This is a genomic window from Priestia sp. Y58, from assembly GCF_029522095.1.
Classification (GTDB): domain Bacteria; phylum Bacillota; class Bacilli; order Bacillales; family Bacillaceae_H; genus Priestia; species Priestia megaterium_E.
The window spans coordinates 112,035-131,478 of record NZ_JAKWFL010000005.1 but is presented as its reverse complement, the minus strand read 5'-3'; the positions used below and the strand labels follow the sequence as shown (position 1 = coordinate 131,478).

Here is a 19,444-nt window from a genome sequence, read left to right as displayed (position 1 = left end):
CATCCCGCTATCAGGATGCTTTTTTAATGTATTAAGATGATTGATTTTGAGCTTCTTGAATTGTTTTATCCCAATCAATACCGCAATCATCCGTTGTACAAGAAGATTGCTGTCCGCAGCTTGCGCATTTTCCCTGAGTGCTCTTGCGGAAGAATTTTGTCATATGATAAAGGGCATACCCAAATATTAAAACCCCAATTAAAATATTAATAATCAATGTTAGTCACTCCTTTTAAGAAAACCCAAGTATTTTTCCAACCGTGTGTACAAGCAAAGCTACGAGATAAGCGACAACTAAAGGATAGGCCACAGCAAATGCTGTCCATTTTAATGAGCCGGTTTCTCGTCGAATAACAGCGACGGTTGCTAGACACGGAACATAAAGAAGAACAAACACCATAAACGTATAGGCTGTTAGCGGTGTAAAGAATGTCTTCATTGTGTCGCCAAGCTGTCCTTCTTGTACTTTATAAATGATGCTCATAGTTGAAACAACCACTTCTTTTGCTAGGAAGCCTGTAATCAGTGATGCTACAGCTTGCCATGTCGCAAAACCTAAAGGGATAAATAGAGGAGCGATAGCACCTCCAATAATAGCCATAAAGCTATTTTCCATATCTACTCCAAAACCGCCAGGACCAGCGTAAGATGATAGCCAGATAAATACAGAGCCAGCTAAAATAACCGTACCTGCTTTTCGGACGAAATTTCGGCCTTTTTCCCACGTGCTTCTCCAAAGAGTCTTGGCTTGAGGTACGCGGTAAGGAGGAAGTTCAACAATAAAAGTTGATTGTTCGTCTTTAAGAAGCGTTACTGATAAAATTTTCGTTACAACAAGTGCTAAAATAATGCCAAGCAAGTACATAGAAAACACCACAGCTGCTCCGTTTTGCACAAAAAACGCACCTACAAACAAAGCGTATACAGGAAGACGTGCTGAGCAGCTCATAAATGGATTGACTAAAATGGTCATAAGGCGCTCTTTTCGCTGTTCAATTGTACGCGCGGCCATTATCCCCGGTACGTTACATCCAAAGCTAATAATCATCGGAATAAATGCTTTTCCGTTCAAACCGAAAAATTCCATGATACGATCCATTACTACAGCAATTCGAGCCATGTATCCTGAATCTTCAAGCAGTGAAATGAAAAAGAACAGGACAAAAATTTGTGGTACAAATACTAGTACGCCGCCTACTCCTGCAATAATGCCATCCACAATTAAATCGTGAATAAATGGAGCGGCACCAGCTGCATTTAAAAGAGAATCAGCGCCTTCACTAAGCGTTCCACCAAAGAAGCCGTCCAGTTTATCAGAAAGCGGAACGCCAATCCACGTAAACGTAATATTAAAAATCAAATACATTAAGCCAAGAAAAATAGGGAGACCAAGCCACTTATGCGTCACAATTCGATCGATTCGATCTGTGAAGGTTAGCGGTGTTTCGCTGCCTTTTACGATACACTCGCTGGAAATGCGCTCAATAAATGCTGTACGCACGTCGAAGAAATGCTCGCTAAGCGGCTTGGTTAATTTTTTTGCAGCGGCTTTTCGAAGCTCAAGCAGCTCTGGGTAACTCGTTTTTTCTTTTAATGTTGATTCGATTACGCTATTTTCCGCTAAGAATTGAATGGCAATCCATCTGCTGACGTCCGCTTTTGTTTGAATCATATGAATTGCTTGTTCAGCGGTTTCCCCATAATTTAATTGAAATGAAGGGGCTTTTAAATCTTGCTTCAAAGTGGTGAGAAGCTCATTAATTCCTTTTCCATTGCGGGCAATAATCGCTGAAACCGGAATATGTAATGATTTGCTAAGCTTCTCCAAATTAAAAGTCAATCCGCGTTTTTCCGCTACATCAATCATATTTAAGCCGATTACTAATGGCTTTCCATATTCCAATGCTTGAATAGTGAGATGCATGCTTCTTTCAAACTGAGAAGCGTCTACAATATTCAGCATACTGTTAAATTCTCCGGTTAACAAAAAGTTAGTTACCACTGCTTCATCTGAAGAAAGAGGAGTAAAATCATACACACCCGGCAAATCAACCAGCTGGCTGTTTTGCTTTTTAATAGACCCAACTTTCTTTTCAACGGTTACACCGCTCCAGTTTCCTACGTATTCATAGGAATCTGTTAATATATTGAATAAAGAAGTTTTTCCTGTGTTTGGATTTCCTAAAAGTGCAATTGTACTCATGCTGTCTCAACCTCAATTTTAGCCGCATCGCGTTTTCGGATGCTAATCATTTGACCTTGACATTCAATAATACAAGGTCCTCCTAAGATGGTTTTTTGCTTCATGCATAGTTCACAGCCTTTTTTTACTCCAAAAGAAAGAAGGCGGCGTTCTAATGATCTATCTAAAAATTCAATGTTTTTAACTTTTACTTTGTCGCCAATACTCACGGTAGTTAAATTCATCATTCAGCACTCCTGTTAATGATAATCATTTTCAATTTGTATCTATCTCGATTATACATAAGGTTCTAAAATCAATCAATGCTTCTAGAGCGTTACAATTAAAAATATATATTTATAACTATATTTTTCAGGTGAAATTATGTACGATTTTAGCAGCAAATTGTCAGGAGGGATGTGAGTGGAGGTAATCATTCGCAAAATGAGAAAAGAAGATATTACGTCTGTTCAATACGTCGCAAAGATGAGCTGGTACGATACATATGAAGGAATTATTCCTAGGAGCGTTCAGAATCGGTTTCTTTCAGAAGCATACTCCAATAAAAGGCTGCTGTGGCGCTTGCACAATTCTTTCATTTATGTAGCAACTATTGATGAGAAAATCGTAGGATACGCTAACTTTTTCCGACTGCAAAACAGAGGGGAAATAGAACTAGGATCTATCTATATACTGCCTGCTTATCAAGGAAAAGGAATCGGTTCGCAATTGTTAGAAAAAGGAATGAAGCGCTCGAAGGAATTAAAAATCGTTTACATTAACGTAGAAAGGGAAAACGGAATAGGCCGTGCTTTTTATCAATCAAAAGGTTTCCAGCTCGTGGATGAATTTGACGATGAATTTGAAGGGCATTTGTTAAAAACGATGCGGATGAAGCTAATGATTTAAGCCTATAGCATGAACGTTATCTTAAAAAAAGCTGATTTTAAACTTTCTGTTAAAATCAGCTTTTAATTACAGAATAACGATTGACCTTGTTCTTGTGAATATGGTAACATTAATCAGAACTTAATGACCGAAAATGTTTTTCGGTCAAACAGTCAGGCGGAAGTAAGGATTATTGGAGGCTAAAAAACATGAATATGATTAAAGGAGAATGGAAAAAAATCTTTTCCAAACCAATGACTATTGTTGTGATTTGCGGATTGTTATTTGTTCCATTACTTTATAATGTCATCTTTTTATCTGCTTACTGGGATCCATATGGAAAAACAGATCAAATTCCAGTTGCAGTGGTAAATGAAGATAAAGGTGCTACGTTAGATGGAAAGAAATTGAATGTCGGTCGTGATTTTGTTGATGATTTAAAGAAAAACGATAAATTTGACTGGAAATTCACGAACAAAGAAAAAGCGTTAGAAGGCTTAAAGAATGAGGACTACTATTTAGTTTTAGAAATTCCAAAGAATTTCTCTAAAAATGCAACAACATTAATGGATGAGAATCCTAAAAAGATGAAATTTATCTATCATACAAATGCCGGAAAGAACTATTCAGGCGCTCAAATTAGCTCAAATGCAGTGGCTAAAATCAATGATCAGATTAAAGAAGCAGTCACAAAGCAGTATGCTGAAACGGTATTTGACAGCTTTAAGCAAGTAGCGGACGGTCTTCAAAAAGCAAGTGACGGTGCAGGTGATCTAGAAAACGGATCGAAAACGCTGCGAGATAACATGAAGAAACTAGCAGACAGCACAGTTACGTTTGAAGACGGTACAGCTAAATTAGCAAGTGGATTAACGGATGCACGTAAAGGAGCAACAGATTTAAATGCTGGTACAGCTAAGCTACTAAACGGTGCGGATAAAATCAATGAAAACTTAGGCAGCCTAAACAGCGGTTTAGGGAAGCTAGAGAATGGAAGCGGTCAGCTGTACGCGGCTTCTAAAGAACTTGAAACAGGTGCAGGAAAGCTTAGCACTGGATTAGGAAAGCTACAAGATGGAACTGAAAAACTGCAAGGTGGGACCAAAAAACTCCAGGATGCTACAAAGCAACTTAATGAAGGAACAAAAACACTTCAAGGGAAACTACCGCAGTTCACGAGCGGCTTAAACCAAGTGGACGCTGAAGTGAGCAGCGTTACGCAGCAAATTAATCAAGCGGAACAGGAAATTACGCAGATTAAACAGCAGGTCGATTCAAAAAAAGCAGAGTTTGAACAGCAGCAGCAAGCCCTCATTGACAGCATTAACAGCAACGAGTCCATTCCCGATGAGCAAAAACAAACGCTGATTGCAGGAATTAAAAAGCTGACGTCTCAGCAGTTTATGGATGAACAGCAGCAAAAAGCAGAGCAGCTAAAAGCAAAAGTAGATAAAGTGCAAGAGTTATCTGCGGCGCTGCAAAAGCTGTCTAAAGGCGGAGAAGATATTCAAAGCGCTATTAATAAAATTGCTGATGGACAAAGTCAGCTGTATAATGGCCAAACTCAGTTATACAACGCACAAACTCAGTTATATAATGGTCAAACTCAATTATACAACGGTGCTGTTAAACTAGCAGACGGAGAAAAGCAGTTCAACAGTAAATTTGCCGAGTTCAACAGCGGTATTGCTGATGCTCATACAGGGGCTGGAAAGCTTGCTGACGGGCAACAGCAAATTGTGGATGGACTTAAGAAGTCTGAACAAGGAAGCGCAGCGCTAGCAAATGGTTTAACGCAGCTAGAAAACGGGGCAACTAAACTAGCAAACGGATCTAAAGAGTTAACGAATGGTTCGTCAAAATTATATGATGGTTCATCTAAATTATCAGATGGAACAAGCGAGCTTCATTCATCTTTAGCGGACGGTGCAAAAGATGCAAAAGATGTTAAAGCGGACGATAAAACATACAGTATGTTTTCAAATCCAACGGATTTAAAATCAGATAAACAAAACAACGTAGATAAGTACGGTGTCGGATTAGCTCCATACATCTTATGTATTGGCTTGTTTGCGGGAACATTAATGTTTTCAGCGGTGTACCCAATGAAAGAGCCATCAATTCGACCGACATCAGGTATTTCGTGGTTCTTAAGTAAGTTTAGTGTCATCACTATTGTAGGTATGCTGCAGGCGGCGATTGCTGTTACAGCTCTTCTATGGGGCTTGCATTTAAACGTAACAAGCATTTGGCACTTCTATATCTTCACCATGATTACAGGTGTAACGTTCTTTACACTGATCTTGTTCTTAACAACAGGGTTAGGAAAAGTAGGGCAGTATTTAGCGTTTATTATTCTGCTGCTTCAAATTGGCGGCAGTGCAGGTACATTCCCTAAAGCACTTGTGCCGGAATTCTTCCAGGCAATCAATCCATACTTGCCTATGACCTATGCAATTCGCGGTTTCCGTGAAATCATTTCAATTGGTGATGATTTCGGCTATGTATGGCATCAGGCTGGCGTACTTGGAATCTTTGCAGCAATCTTCATCACTCTTTCATTGACAATGTTTTATATCAATGCCAGAAAAGAGAAGCATCACACAGAGGAAGAGGCAGCAGCATAATTTAATTAATATAAAAAGAGAGTTCCAGTTTAAAAAGGAACTCTCTTTTTCTTTATGTTAGTATAGGCTTACGTATAAAAGAGGGGAATGTGAATGCATGCAGCTTACAAAATTTTCGGTATATGAAAGTGATCAGGTAAGAAAGTGGCAGGAAGGGTTAAAAGAGTGGGATGGCTCAATATCGGAACGGATGATAAATGACCGAGCTGAAGATGAATTTTGGCAGCGGTATGTAGAAAAAATGTCTTTTAATTCAGAAAATGATTCTGTAGTAAAACAGCTTCAACAAGAACTTCTTGCTTTTTTGAATCCAAACGACTCTGTTATGGAAATTGGCCCTGGCTGGGGAAATTATACGTTTTCGATTGCGGATCATGTAAAAGAACTTACGTGTATGGATTGTTCGCCAAGCATTATTCGCTACTTACAAACGCAATCAGATGCCCGCTCTAACCTAAAGTTCATAGAAGGTAAATGGGAGTATGAGCGTCTAACAGATAACTATGACGTGGTAGTAGGAATAAACTGCTTTTACCGTATGCATAATATTGTCGATGGTCTCTTAAATATGAATGATTCGGCTAATCGTTTGGCGGTTATCGGCATGTCAACGGGTCCAGAAAAGCCTCATTACATAGAGTTACATAGAAAACTTGGGTACGAGATTAAATGGCGCCGTAAGGAATATATTGACTTACTAAATATTTTATATGAACTGGGCATTTATGCAGATTGTAAGCTGGTTCCTATAACCAAAACGGTAACGTATGAGACGTACGAAGATCTCATCAAGAAGAACTCCACAAAGCTGCTTTCGAAAGATGTTGACAAATTAGAAACTGAGAAGATTATTTTACAGCATGTAAAAAAAGTAAATGGTATATATGAATATACGTATCAATATCATATGGCTTTTATTTATTGGAAACCGCTAAAAAGAACCCGTTGAGTAAAATCAACGGGTTCTTTTTAGTAGTGATAAAGCTGTAGTTTAGGATAAGTAATATTAAAATCGTCGCCGCTTAGAAGAACTTTCAATCCCTGCTTCTTCACGGTATTTAGCTACTGTTCTTCTTGAAATTTGAATTCCTTCGCTGGAAAGAAGAGACATGAGCTTTTGATCTGAAAGAGGCTTTAATTTATTTTCTTCGGCAATTAATGTTTTAATTTTCTCTTTTATAAAGGCAGTAGAATTGCTTTGTTCGCCATCGGTTCTCTCTAAAGAATTAGTGAAAAAGTATTTTAATTCAAACAGTCCGCGCGGCGTTTGAATATACTTTCCGTTGGTTGCACGGCTTACCGTTGATTCGTGACAGTTTAATTTTTGAGCAATATCTTTTAAGGTAAGCGGCTTTAGCCCCGAGATACCTACTTCGAAAAATCCTTGCTGATGTTCCACAATGGCTTTAGACACGTTGTAAATCGTCGCATTACGCTGCTCGATACTATTAATTAGCCAAGTAGCTTCGTGCATTTTTTCCTGTACGTATCGATCGGTTGTTACGCATGCAGAGCGATGAACCAGCTTTTGGTAGGTGCTGTTAATTTCGATGGGCGGAAGCAGCTCGCTATGAAGAATAACATGATAGCGGCCGTCTATTTTTTGTACCGTTACATCAGGCGAAATGTACTTCGTAAGCGGAACGTAGAAATCTCCTGCTGGACGAGGATTCAATGTCCGCAAGCAGTCAACAATTTCTTGTACTTCGCGCATCGAAATAGAGTATTTTTTTGAAATGTTCCGATATTTTTTGTTAGCAATATCTTCAATATCGTGTTTCACCACATCGTATAAAAGAGGAGGCTTTGATTTTTTGGACTTAATTTGAATAAGCAGTGAATCGACAAAGTTTTGAGCGCCCACTCCGATTGGATCAAAGCTTTGTAAAACGTGAATCATATCGTTGACTTCGTCAATTGAAACGTTCAGCAGTTCGGCTGCCAATTTTGGCTCAATTGCTAAAAAGCCGTTTTTATTTAAGTTTCCAATTAGAAATTGAACGATGTGTTTTTGCTGTGAGTGTAAATGATTTAACATAGAAAGCTGCTCTAATAAATGGCTCTCTAATGTCACAGTTTGATCGGATATATAATTAAACGGATTATACTCGTCATCGATGTGACCTTTTGAATATGAACGCTGCTCTCGAGTGTTAAATGAATTTTTTTGCTGAGGATCGCCAGCAGACAGTTTAATTACAGGATTTTCATTGACTTGCTCATGAAGATAATGAACTAAATCGGCCGTAGAATAATTTAAAATGTTGATAGACTGACGTAATTCAGGTGTCATGGCCAATTTTAATAGTTGTTTTTGAGATAAATCTAAACCTAATTGCATCATTGAATCACCTATCATTCTTGAGTTTTATTTCGACAATTCTGGCTGCATCGTTCGACATCATCATATATGAAAATGCGAAAGAATTCTATAGTGTTGTCAGATGTTCTTACACAAGGGCGACCCAGAAGAAAGAGTAGGGAAATAGATAAAACAACCGAATAGGTCTTCCCAGCAGCTATTCGGTTGTTTTAACAAAGCTGCTAGGAGAACTTAGCTGCAATTTGGAGTGTTTCCCATTCTTCTATCTCCCCATGCGCACATCATATTTAAAATTTCTCGTAAGGTTTCGCCTTCTTCACTGAGTGAGTACTCTACTTTAGGAGGAACTTCATTGTATACTTTTCTATTAACTACACCGTCTTTTTCTAATTCTTTTAGCTGTTGAGACAGCATTTTTTTGGTAATAGCAGGCATAGCTCGCTGAAGTTCGCTAAAACGTTTTTCGCCTTCTTTTAATAGGCATAAAATAACGACTTTCCATTTCCCGCCGATTACTTCAAGCGTTGCTTCAACAGGTACATTATAGTGGGGTGCTTTCACCGCTAATCCTCCATTCATAAACAGATATGAAATATGGATATAATAATTTAATATCCATAGACCTAGGTTACCGGGAAGGTACCTGGTTACATGAAAGTGCCTTCTTTTGTAAACAACATGTATTTATTATACTGAAAAAGAACTTTTAATTGAAGGAAGAAATGTAAAAGGGGAGATCTTGATGAAAGCTTTACTGCTAGAAGGCAAAGGGAAAGTAAGTGAGATGAAAGTCGGAAATATCCAAAAGCCGCATCCAGCTAAAGGTGAAATTTTAGTTAAAATTAAAGCTACTGCCCTAAACCCTGTAGATTATAAAACAGGAAATGGCGGTAATCCTAGTTGGACATATCCTCACGTATTAGGACTTGATTCAGCTGGCGTTGTCGAGGAAGTGGGAGAAGAAGTGACAACTGTTAAAGTGGGAGACCGCGTTGTATATCATAGCGATTTATCGAAAAAAGGCGGGTTTGCACAATACGGAGTGACAACAGCTCATACAGTTTCTCTTATTCCAAAAGGGGTTTCATTTGAAGACGCTGCGGCTATTCCATGTGCGGGATATACAGCATATCAAGCATTGTTTCACAAAATGAACGCTTCAAAAGGACAAACGATTTTAATTCACGCAGGTGCTGGAGGGGTTGGAGGCTTTGCTATTCAGCTTGCCAAAAATGCAGGGCTTACAGTGCTTACAACTGCATCTTCTGCCAATCATGAGTTTGTGAAAAGTTTAGGTGCTGACTATGCAATCGACTACCGTAAAGAAGATTTTGTGAAAAAAGTGCTGGAGCTTACCGATGGACTCGGTGTAGATTTAGTTCTAGATACCGTTGGACGTGACAATGCAGACGAATCGGTGAAGGCTCTTGCTTTTAATGGTCAAATTGCATTTATCGCAGGACCTCCTAATGTAAACGATGCAATTTCGTTTGCGCATCCACTATCGTTTCATCAAGTTGCATTAGGAAGTGTACATCAGTCTAATAACGTAAAAGAACAGCGAAAACTTGCTGAGATGGGCAATAGTATGCTTTCGCTTTTACAAGAAAATAAGCTGAATGCTCTTGTGGAAAAAGTTATTTCACTAGATGAAGTGCCGGCGGCATTAGATGAACTGGCGACTCGTCGAGTAAAAGGGAAAATTGTAGCTGTAATAGATAAATGATAGAACGAAAAAGGCAAACACAATAAATGTGCTTGCCTTTTTAAATCGTAAACTGCTGCGTATAGAGTTTGTGGTAGAAACCTTGTTTCTCTAACAGCTCAAGGTGATTTCCTTCTTCAATAATTTGTCCGTCTTTTAAGACAAGAATTTGATCTGCGTTTTCAATCGTTTTGAGTCGATGAGCAATTACAAAGCTTGTTTTTCCTTTTAATAGATTGCTCATTCCTCGTTGAATATCAATTTCTGTTTTTGTATCAATATTGGAAGTAGCTTCGTCTAAAATTAAAATATCGCAGTCAGAAAGCATCGCTCGAGCAATCGATAAAAGCTGCTTTTGGCCTTCACTTAAATTTCCTCCACCGGCTGAAATGACGGTATCGTATTGCTGCGGCAGATGCTTGATAAACGAATGAGCATTTGCCATTTTTGCCGCGCTTTTCACTTCTTCATCGTTGGCATCTAATCGCCCAAATCGAATGTTGTCCGCAATCGTACCGGAAAATAAATAGGTATCTTGAAGAACAATGCCGATTCGGTTTCTTAAATCATGTATTTTATAGTCACTGATGGAGCGGCCGTCAATTTTAATGTCTCCGTTTGCAATGTCATAAAATCGTGTGAGCAAGTTTATGATTGTTGTTTTACCAGAGCCCGTCGGACCAACCAAAGCAACCATTTCACCTTTTTTTGCGGTCAGTGTAACATTTTTCAAAATCATTTTTTCATCGTTATAGCCAAATGATACGTTCTCAAAAGCAACGTCTCCTGCAAATTTTGTAATAGAAAGAGCGTTTGGCTTGTTTGTGACGTCCGGCTGCTCATCCATAATCGCAAACACGCGCTCTGCGCCGGCAATAGCCGAAAGAATGGTGTTTACTAAGTTTGCCATTTGACTGATTGGGCGAGAGAACTGACGTGAGTAGTTAACAAATGAAGCGATCATCCCAACGGTAACGCTGCCTTGAACAGCCATAAATGCTCCCGCTCCGATCACTAGTGCTAAGCCTAAGTTGTTGATGAAGTTTGTCACAGGACCTAAAAAGCCTGAAAATGTTTCCGCTTTTGTTGCTGAACTTCTCAGCTGTTCATTTCGTTCATTAAAAACAGTTAAAAAATCTTTTTCCTTACTAAAAAGCGTAACAACTTCTCCTCCAGAGATTGCTTCTTCTACAAAGCCGTTTAGCTCACCTAAGTCTTTTTGGCGTTTGACAAAATTTTCACTGCTTCGTTTTAATATTTGTCGAACGATTATAACCATCAATGGAATAACAATCAGCGTGATAATGGCAAGAATCCAGTTGAGCGAGAACATCGCAATGGTAATACCGACTAGAGATAAAATAGAGGACAGAGCCTGAATGACGCTTTGACTCAGAGCGTTGTTTAGATTATCAATATCATTAGTAACCCTGCTCATTAACTCTCCGTGAGCTCGCTTATCAAAAAAGCGAAGAGAGAGAGTTTGAAGCTTTGCAAATAAATCTTGGCGGAGCATTCCGATGGTCGTAAACGAAACGTTCACCATTAAATAGGTTTGCAGCCATGTTAATAAAGATGTCGTAATATAAATTCCTGCAAGAATAAGTGACATTCGTATCGTTCCGCTGATATCTTTGGGAATAATATGCTCATCAATAATAACCCCAATTAAATAAGGGCCTAATAAATTAAGCAGGGAAGTCACAATAACTAAGATGATCGCAGCCGCAAGCGGAGGTTTTCGTTTCCCCATATATGACCAGATTCTGTGCAGTGTTTTTTTCGCATTCTTTGGCTTCACTACAGGACCTTTCATCATTCCTCTAGGGCCGCGAATAGAGCTCATTTGATTTTTACCTTGATTATTCACTAGGCAACACCTCTTTTCCGCCTTGTGCAAGATAAATGTCGTAATAAAGAGAGCGATAACGAAGCAATTCTGCATGAGTCCCTTGTTCAGCAATTTTACCTTCATCCATGACGACAATATGATCAGCGTGGAGAAGAGACGAAATTTTAGAAGCAATAATGATAACGGTCGCATCAGCAAACTCTTCTTTTAAATGTGTTAGTACCTGCGCTTCTGAGACAGCGTCTAATGCTGAAGTTGCATCATCGATAACCAGGATAGCGGGCTTTCTAACAAATGCACGCGCGATTGAAAGACGCTGCTTTTGCCCTCCTGATAAATTGGTCGCCCCTCGCGTTAAAGGATACTCATATCTTTCTGGGAGTTTTTCAATAAACTCCGTTGCGCATGCAAAAGCTGCAGCATCTTCAATTTCTGAGGAAGAAGCATGATCTTTTCCCATGCGAATATTCATATCAATCGTGCCGGTAAACAGCGTAGCTTTTTGAGGAATAAACCCAATGGATGAGCGAAGCACTTTTACGTCATAGTCCGTAAGATTTTTTCCATCCACGAAGATTTCGCCGTTATCGGGATCATATAAGCGGGAAATAAGTTTTGCAAGCGTCGACTTCCCGCTTCCAGTAGAGCCGATAATGCCAATGGTTTCCCCGTGTTTAGCAGTAAATGAAATATCTTTTAATACGTTTTCGCCATTTTTACTATAGCTGTATGTAACGTTTTGAAACGATAGATCACCTTTAAGTCTGTTGATTTGAGCAGCAGAGTTTGCTGGAGGGATGTCTATTTTTGTTTTTAATACAGAATCGATTCGTTCAGCTGAAGGGAATGCGCGTGTAATTTGCATCAGCACCATGCTGCTTGACATAAGTCCGTTTAAAATAATCGTTAAGTAATTAATAAAAGCTAAAATCACACCTGCTTCAATTTTTCCTGCTTCGACTTGAAGCCCTCCCAGCCATAGAGTAGCTACCATTCCGATATTTACGACAAATAAAATAACGGGCATTAAAAGCGAAATAAGCTGAACAGCACTCATATTAGCTCGCGTCAAGGAGCTGTTTGCTTCTTTAAATTGATCGATTTCATATGATTCTCTTACATACGCTTTTACTACACGCATCCCCGATAAATTCTCTTGGACTTTTGTGTTTACACGATCAACGCTTTGCTGAACTTTTTTAAAAAGTTTTCCAGCTTTTGTGATCACAAACCAAATGCATAAAAATAAAATAGGGACGACCACGACGATAATAGGAAACAAAGAACGAGCGGTTAATAACACGATCACAATACTTCCTGCAAAGAGTAAAGGACCTCTCACTAAGACTTTTAACGTCATATTCAATGCGTTTTGAACACTCGTTACATCATTTGTCATGACCGTAATTAAGTGACCGGTTCCTAGTTTGTCTCTGTTGCTGTTTGAGAGGTTTTCAATCTTTTCAAACAGCGCTTTCCGAATATCGGTCGAAAAGTTTACTGCCGCTTTTGTACTAAGAATGGCGCAGACGATACCAGCAGCTAAGCCAATGATTGCTAACATGAGCATAAGGATACTTCGGGTGATAACATATGTTTGATTATTGTTTGCAATGCCATAATCAATGATATGCTGCATAATAGTAGGCTGAAGAAGGTCAGCTAACACTTCAATTACCATCAATAGCGGGGCAAGCAGCGCGAGCCATTTGTAAGGTTTTAAGTAAGGGTACAAAGATTTAATTGTATTCACACATTGTGGCACTCCTTTCTGTAAAAAATATGGTAACATAGAATAAGTTTAGAAGTTTGTTTCAAGCACCATTTATTATACGCCAATGCAAGCAGAAATCCACTTTTTGAGAGGGTCAGGTATGCAATGAATCAAACATTACGAGTACACCATCCACTTTTTGGATCTTTGTTATATGACTCGGCCTGGGTTGGAGAAAAACAGGTCACTTTCTTTGGACAAAAACAACACGTGTTGCTGACAATTGATGGAGATAAAGAGAAGCCATTTCAAAAACGGCAAGAAGAGGCTTTTCAAGCATTTTGGCTTCAAAGTGAATTATTGTTAAAGAGGACGGAAAAAGCTCTTTTTGATTATTATCAACAGGTGCGAGATGAATACAGAACTCAAGTTGAAAAAGACGTGGTAGACTTATTAGTTCCGAATGTAAAAAAGCGAAAAGACATCGGTTTTTTAGTTGAGTGTATTCAAATCTTTGTTCCTGAAGCACCTCATGATACAAGAGAACTTGGTTTGTTTTTTGAATGTACGTGGGAAGAAGAGCATATGTTAGCTGTAAAGTTTAGAAATGAACAAATTGCCGCTATTGGCTTACAAGAAGATTTATTCTAGTAAAAAGCCTTGAAGCAAACTGCTTCAAGGCTTTTTGGCATTAATGTTTGACAGGCTCTTCGATTCCCATACCTGTATTTGCTTTTACTAAAATCTCATCAAATTTCTTTTCGTCTGCTTTTTTAGACGAAAGAAGTGTTCCTATAAAAGCAGCTAAGAAGCCTAGAGGAATAGAGATAATACCAGGGTTTGTTAATGTGATGAGCGGTTCACCTACAAAGATAGCAGCTCCAGGCTCAGGTGCCCACACGTTTGGACTAATGGCAACTAAAAAAAGTGAGCTGAATAGTCCAACCAGCATGCCAGTGACTGCTCCTGCTGTATTGAAGCGTTTCCAAAAAATAGTAAGAAGAATAATTGGCAAGTTAGCGCTCGCTGCTACGGCAAAGGCAAGTGCAACTAAAAATGCTACGTTCATGTTTTGAGCAAATAATGCAAGAATAATAGATAGAATGGATACCCCAATAGAAGCCCATCGTGCAGCTACTACCTGTTCTTTTTCAGTTGCAGCTCCTTTACGGAGAATATGACTATAGAAGTCGTGTGCGAATGCTGAAGCTGCTGAGAGCACCAGCCCAGCTACAACAGCTAAAATCGTAGCAAAAGCTACAGCTGAAACGAACGCAAAAAGAAAGTCTCCGCCAAGAACTTGAGCGAGCAGGGGGGCAGCCATATTTCCTGCTGCATTTGCTTTGATAATATCATCGTATCCTACAAAAGCAGCAGCACCGAATCCTAAAAAGATTGTCATAATGTAAAAAACGCCAATGATCCACGTTGCATAAATAACAGACTTTCGTGCGGTGATGGCATCTTTTACTGTAAAGAAACGAATAAGGATATGAGGAAGGCCTGCTGTACCAAGAACAAGAGCTAAATTCAACGAAATCATGTCCAGCGGATTTTTGAATTTATTTCCTGGATTTAAAAAGCCGTCACCAAGAGGAGTTGCAGTTTTCATCTCGGAAAACATTTTAGCTAAGCTAAAGTCAAATTTTGAAAATACGATAATGGAAATAATGAACGTACCAATCATCAGAAGCAAGGCTTTGACAATCTGCACCCAGCTAGTCGCTGTCATTCCTCCAAATACAACGTAAACCGTCATCAAGACGCCGACAATCAAGACAGAGTACACGTAATCTAGACCAAGTAATAAATGAATTAATGCTCCTGCTCCAACAAGCTGCGCAATCATATAAAAAATCGAAATGGTGATCGTGTTTAACGCAGCAACTCCCCGCACTTTCTTTTCGTTAAAACGAGCTGCTATCATATCTGCCATCGTGTACTTTCCTAAGTTGCGAAGTGGTTCAGCTACAATATATAACACAACGAGGTAGGCAACTAAAAAGCCGATGCTGTAAAAAAAACCGTCAAATCCAGAAAGCGCTACCATTCCAGCTATACCTAAAAATGATGCGGCAGACATATAATCTCCGGCAATCGCCATACCGTTTTGCCAGCCGGTTAAACTTCCATCTGCTGTATAAAAGTCACTGGTCGTTTTTGTCCGCTTGGATGCCGCATACGTAATGATTAGCGTAAGACCTACAATGGCTAAAAAAAGTGAAAAAGCTAGTACGTTCATTCATTTAACCCCCTATTTAATTTGCAGCTTCTTTTTTAATCGTGTCAACAAGTTCATCAAATTTCGAGGCTCTTTTTGTGTATAGAATGCATAGGGTCCAAGTCATCACGAACTGTGCAAAAGCAAATACCCACGCCCAGGTCATAGAAGCAAAAGCTGGTTTGTTTAGGATGGTTGTGTAAGCCGTTAAGATAGGTAAGGTAAAATAAAAAGCAAGAAAAAACAGAGAGAGCGGTAAAATAAAATTGCGTTTTTGTTTCAAAAGCTTTTGAAATGAAGCAGACTGTACAATTTCTGTGTAATCAGGAGAGGAAGAAGCATTGTTTACCTTCTTTAAAGAATTTTCATTCATCGCCAAGCGGAATTCCCCCTTTGATAATAAATAGATGAAGCGAAAAGCTTCATATCACTTGAATTATATTATTTTCGTAATAAAAAGTAAATTCTGTCTTTTTGTGAGAATGGTAACTGTGTAAGTTTTTTAATATACTGAAGGTTCACAATAAATGCATACTGCCATAATAAAAAAGAACAACATTCAATACAAAGGAAAAATCGTTCACAAAAGAAATGTTGAAATTAATCCTTAGTTTCTTTTATATATAAGGCTTTTCTTTATTATTTAAACGTTATTTGTTTGTTTGATCTTTTGAAAAATAAGAGAAGATGATGATAAAATCATAGGCACACAATAATGCTTAGAGAGGAAACAGGTTGAGAAAATAAGCTATTATTTAGAGATGGTTATAAATAGACAAGATATTATGAAAGATTTCTATATGAATGATATTTTTTCTTTATAATAAACAAATAACGTGACTACTTATATAAAAGAGAAAAGGTGAAAAAATGGCATTTGGAATTAAACGCCCGGAACTAAACGCATGGAAAGCAGCTGTTAAGCGAGGAGAGATCGCATTTTTAACTCATTATTGGCTTGATGAGCGTTTTCCACATGCAACTACCGTAACAAAAGTAGGTTGCAGTGACCTAAATAAGCTGATTAAGTGGGGAAAAAAGTATGGTATTCCCGCTAAGTATATTGATAATCGATCCGGCTATCCTCATTTCGATTTACTAGGCGAGCGTCAGAAAGAAATTATGAAAAAGGAAAATCAGCTGGAGCAGCTGAAGCGATTTGAAGAAGTTAACGAGTGAAAAGAAAAACTAATTTCAAAAATTGTAAAAAAATTCTATTGTTAAGGCTTTTTTTATGTTTAAATAGAAAAAACAGTGGAATAGATTAAGAAGAACAATTATGTCATGTATTCTCTCATATAGGGAAAATAACTTAGTGGAGTTTCCTTATTTGATACGATAAAGAGCTTTGTTTTATAATAAAATTGTTGTTCGGATAAAAGGAGGAAGAAGGGCATGTCCGAGGTTGGAACTTTAAAAAAAGGATTAGATATCTTCTCTTTGCTTTTAAACCGTCCGAATATGACTATTCCAGAAATGATGGAAGCGCTCGGTTTTAATAAGAGTACGATGTATCGTCTTGTGAGCACGCTTGAGCAAAATGGATTTATTGTAAGAAACCCGTCTAACCGCTATACGGTTTCACCACAACTGGTGCTGGCACTCGTGCAAAATACGATGCATACGAACTATGAAATGAATTGGCTCTCTGTTCCTGCTATGCAGAAGCTGAGTGAAGAGACCAAAGAGACCATTTACGCGGGAATTCTCCATCATAAACAAATGGTTACAACTCAGGTGGTCAACGGGCAATATAGCACTCGTACGCATTCCGAAGTAGGAAATAAAAAGCCGCTTCATGCAAATGCTATTGGAAAGTGTATTCTTGCTTATCAAGAGGACAGCGTACAAAAATCTATTCTTCATGAACTTTCGCTTGAAGCTTATACAGATCGAACGATCACCGAGCTGGATGAGCTTGAAGCTGATTTGGCTTTAAGTAAGGAAAGAGGATATGCTGTCGATGATGAAGAACGGGAGCCCGGCGTTCGCTGTATTGCAGCCCCTATTTTCAGAAAAGGAAAAATAATGGCGGCTATTGCTTTATCAGGTCCATCCTTTCGTATTTCACAAGAGAAAGACGAAGAACATGCTGCACTTGTTAAACAGTGCGCAGAACAAATTTCACAAGCAATTACTCTTTACGAATAATTCAATAGTAAAAAAAGGGGATGAACAGCAACATGGAAAACTTACAGTCAACGACGACCTTAGCAAACGGCGTTAAAATGCCTTGGTTAGGTTTAGGTGTTTATAAAGTAGAAGATGGTCAAGAAGTTGTAGATTCAGTTAAATATGCAATCAAAGCTGGATATAAAAGCATTGATACGGCTAAAATTTATGAAAATGAAGAAGGCGTGGGACAAGCGATCAAAGAATCAGGTGTTTCTCGCGAAGAACTATTTGTTACATCAAAAGTGTGGAATGCAGATCAAGGATATGACACAACTATCCAAGCATTTGAAACAAGCTTAAACAAGCTAGGTCTTGAATATTTAGATTTATACTTAATTCACTGGCCAGTTGAAGGCAAGTATAAAGATACGTGGAAAGCACTTGAAAAGCTTTATAAAGATGGGAAAATTCGTGCAATCGGCGTATCGAATTTCCAAGTTCATCATTTAGAAGACTTAATTGCAGATGCAGAAGTTAAGCCGATGGTAAACCAAATCGAATTTCATCCACTTTTAACACAAACAGAAGTGCGTGAATACTGTAAAAAACAAGAAATCCAAGTGGAAGCATGGTCACCGCTTGCACAAGGTGAGCTGCTTGATAACGAAGTATTAACTCAAATTGCTGAAAAGCACGGAAAATCAACTGCTCAAGTTATCTTACGCTGGGACTTACAAAACGAAGTAGTAACTATTCCTAAGTCAACAAAAGAACATCGTATTATCCAAAATGCAGACGTATTTGATTTTGAATTAAATGCAGAAGAAGTTGAAAAAATTAACGCATTAAATCAAAACCATCGCGTAGGTCCAGATCCAGATAATTTTGACTTTTAATTTTAAAGCAAGACTAAAACGTCTTGTAAGATAAATAATAAACAAAGCGCTATTGTCATTCATGCAGTAGCGCTTTGTTTATTAAAGAGTAAATGCGATGGTTGAACGAGGAGGAAAAGTAATGAAGATGTCAGAAAACACTATTTTAATTACGGGCGGAGCATCAGGAATTGGGTTGGCGCTTGCAGAACGGTTTTTAAATGAAGGAAATGAAGTTATTATTTGTGGAAGAAGGGAGTCAAAGCTGCAAGAAGCAAAAGAAAAATTCCCTTCATTACATACAAAAGTGTGCGATGTATCAATAGAAGAAAGCAGAGTAGAGCTAGTAAAATGGGCGACTGAAAGATTCCCGAAATTAAATGTTATTGTGAATAATGCAGGCATTCAGCAGCGCGTAAATCTTTTACACATGCACGAAGAGTGGCAGTATTACGAAAAAGAACTAATGAGTAATGTAAGTGCTCCTATTCATTTAACGTCGTTATTGATTCCTCATTTCGTTCAACAAGAACGTGCTGCGGTTATTAACGTAACTTCCGGGCTGTCTTTAACACCTGGAGCATGGGTGCCAATCTACAGCGCAACAAAAGCGGCGTTAAGGTCGTTTACGATTAGTCTAAGACATCAAGTAGAAAAAACAAATACCGAAGTGATAGAAATTCTTCCTCCAGCCGTGAACACGGATTTAGGAGGACCGGGACTTCATACATTTGGAGCACCGCTTAATGACTTTGCTGATTCGATATTTGAAGAATTGAAAAAAGGTAAAATCGAAATTGGCTATGGAGATAGCGCTAAGAGGCTTCATGCTTCCAAAGAAGAAATTGAGAAAGCTACAGCACAGGCTTGGAATGGATTTTTGAAAAATAATCCTGAATTTTAAAGGCAGCAAACAAAAAGCTTCCTAAACTCGTCAATAGT

The 19,444-nt window shown here is 38.5% G+C and carries 18 protein-coding genes; 9 read left to right on the top strand and 9 right to left on the bottom strand.

The window, feature by feature from the left end; all coding sequences use genetic code 11:
• Window positions 1–31: 31 nt before the first annotated feature.
• The 3 genes from MMB68_RS16535 to MMB68_RS16525 are packed head-to-tail and all read right to left on the bottom strand — an operon-like array spanning window position 32 to window position 2,430.
• Window positions 32–217, bottom strand: a complete 186-nt coding sequence (locus tag MMB68_RS16535; RefSeq protein ID WP_014461400.1) for a FeoB-associated Cys-rich membrane protein — start codon at window positions 215–217, stop codon at window positions 32–34.
• A gap of 15 nt (window positions 218–232) precedes the next feature.
• Window positions 233–2,203, bottom strand: coding sequence for a ferrous iron transport protein B (gene feoB / locus MMB68_RS16530; protein ID WP_221812580.1), 1,971 nt, complete (start codon window positions 2,201–2,203; stop codon window positions 233–235).
• Window positions 2,200–2,430, bottom strand: a complete 231-nt coding sequence (locus MMB68_RS16525; RefSeq protein ID WP_013055605.1) for a FeoA family protein — start codon at window positions 2,428–2,430, stop codon at window positions 2,200–2,202. Before MMB68_RS16525 ends, feoB begins: the two co-directional genes overlap by 4 nt.
• A gap of 175 nt (window positions 2,431–2,605) precedes the next feature.
• Between MMB68_RS16525 and MMB68_RS16520 the strand changes: the two genes are divergently transcribed.
• The 3 genes from MMB68_RS16520 (at window position 2,606) to MMB68_RS16510 (ending at window position 6,646) form a co-directional block, all read left to right on the top strand.
• A complete protein-coding gene (locus MMB68_RS16520) occupies window positions 2,606–3,091 on the top strand; it encodes a GNAT family N-acetyltransferase (RefSeq protein WP_014461398.1) in 486 nt (161 codons plus the stop codon).
• A 188-nt stretch (window positions 3,092–3,279) separates the two neighbouring features.
• Window positions 3,280–5,697 carry a YhgE/Pip domain-containing protein gene (locus MMB68_RS16515; RefSeq protein ID WP_208732707.1) on the top strand — a complete coding sequence of 806 codons (2,418 nt, stop codon included), beginning with the start codon at window positions 3,280–3,282 and terminating at the stop codon, window positions 5,695–5,697.
• 97 nt (window positions 5,698–5,794) lie between these two features.
• Entirely contained in the window at window positions 5,795–6,646 is an 852-nt protein-coding gene (locus MMB68_RS16510; protein ID WP_221812579.1) for a class I SAM-dependent methyltransferase, read from the top strand.
• Between the two features lie 57 nt (window positions 6,647–6,703).
• On the opposite strand, the gene rpoN is transcribed toward MMB68_RS16510, so the two are convergent.
• Both rpoN and MMB68_RS16500 read right to left on the bottom strand, forming a co-directional pair.
• The gene (rpoN, locus tag MMB68_RS16505; protein ID WP_260507773.1) at window positions 6,704–8,041 is read right to left on the bottom strand and encodes an RNA polymerase factor sigma-54; all 1,338 of its coding nucleotides are present in this window, start codon (window positions 8,039–8,041) and stop codon (window positions 6,704–6,706) included.
• A 210-nt stretch (window positions 8,042–8,251) separates the two neighbouring features.
• The gene (locus MMB68_RS16500; protein WP_014461394.1) at window positions 8,252–8,599 is read right to left on the bottom strand and encodes a winged helix-turn-helix transcriptional regulator; all 348 of its coding nucleotides are present in this window, start codon (window positions 8,597–8,599) and stop codon (window positions 8,252–8,254) included.
• Between the two features lie 163 nt (window positions 8,600–8,762).
• Here MMB68_RS16500 and MMB68_RS16495 point away from each other — a divergent pair, with 163 nt between their 5' ends.
• On the top strand, window positions 8,763–9,746 hold the full coding sequence (locus MMB68_RS16495) for a zinc-binding dehydrogenase (protein ID WP_115653143.1): 984 nt from the start codon (window positions 8,763–8,765) through the stop codon (window positions 9,744–9,746).
• 40 nt (window positions 9,747–9,786) lie between these two features.
• On the opposite strand, the gene MMB68_RS16490 is transcribed toward MMB68_RS16495, so the two are convergent.
• Window positions 9,787–11,571, bottom strand: a complete 1,785-nt coding sequence (locus MMB68_RS16490) for an ABC transporter ATP-binding protein (RefSeq protein ID WP_042992583.1) — start codon at window positions 11,569–11,571, stop codon at window positions 9,787–9,789.
• A 16-nt stretch (window positions 11,572–11,587) separates the two neighbouring features.
• A complete protein-coding gene (locus tag MMB68_RS16485) occupies window positions 11,588–13,330 on the bottom strand; it encodes an ABC transporter ATP-binding protein (protein ID WP_115653144.1) in 1,743 nt (580 codons plus the stop codon).
• Window positions 13,331–13,456: 126 nt separating this feature from the next.
• Here MMB68_RS16485 and MMB68_RS16480 point away from each other — a divergent pair, with 126 nt between their 5' ends.
• The gene (locus tag MMB68_RS16480) at window positions 13,457–13,942 is read left to right on the top strand and encodes a DUF6985 domain-containing protein (RefSeq protein ID WP_074678979.1); all 486 of its coding nucleotides are present in this window, start codon (window positions 13,457–13,459) and stop codon (window positions 13,940–13,942) included.
• A gap of 40 nt (window positions 13,943–13,982) precedes the next feature.
• Here the strand turns inward: MMB68_RS16480 and MMB68_RS16475 are convergent, their stop codons facing one another.
• Window positions 13,983–15,533 carry a solute symporter family protein gene (locus MMB68_RS16475; RefSeq protein WP_013081928.1) on the bottom strand — a complete coding sequence of 517 codons (1,551 nt, stop codon included), beginning with the start codon at window positions 15,531–15,533 and terminating at the stop codon, window positions 13,983–13,985.
• A gap of 16 nt (window positions 15,534–15,549) precedes the next feature.
• Entirely contained in the window at window positions 15,550–15,885 is a 336-nt protein-coding gene (locus MMB68_RS16470; protein WP_269870628.1) for a DUF485 domain-containing protein, read from the bottom strand.
• Between the two features lie 497 nt (window positions 15,886–16,382).
• Between MMB68_RS16470 and MMB68_RS16465 the strand changes: the two genes are divergently transcribed.
• The 4 genes from MMB68_RS16465 to MMB68_RS16450 all read left to right on the top strand — a co-directional run bounded on the left by MMB68_RS16465 (window position 16,383) and on the right by MMB68_RS16450 (window position 19,406).
• Entirely contained in the window at window positions 16,383–16,691 is a 309-nt protein-coding gene (locus tag MMB68_RS16465; RefSeq protein ID WP_013055618.1) for a hypothetical protein, read from the top strand.
• Window positions 16,692–16,907: 216 nt separating this feature from the next.
• Entirely contained in the window at window positions 16,908–17,663 is a 756-nt protein-coding gene (locus tag MMB68_RS16460) for an IclR family transcriptional regulator (RefSeq protein WP_013081930.1), read from the top strand.
• 32 nt (window positions 17,664–17,695) lie between these two features.
• Window positions 17,696–18,523 carry an aldo/keto reductase gene (locus MMB68_RS16455; RefSeq protein ID WP_098600160.1) on the top strand — a complete coding sequence of 276 codons (828 nt, stop codon included), beginning with the start codon at window positions 17,696–17,698 and terminating at the stop codon, window positions 18,521–18,523.
• Between the two features lie 121 nt (window positions 18,524–18,644).
• A complete protein-coding gene (locus tag MMB68_RS16450; protein WP_277549194.1) occupies window positions 18,645–19,406 on the top strand; it encodes an SDR family oxidoreductase in 762 nt (253 codons plus the stop codon).
• Window positions 19,407–19,444 lie beyond the last annotated feature (38 nt).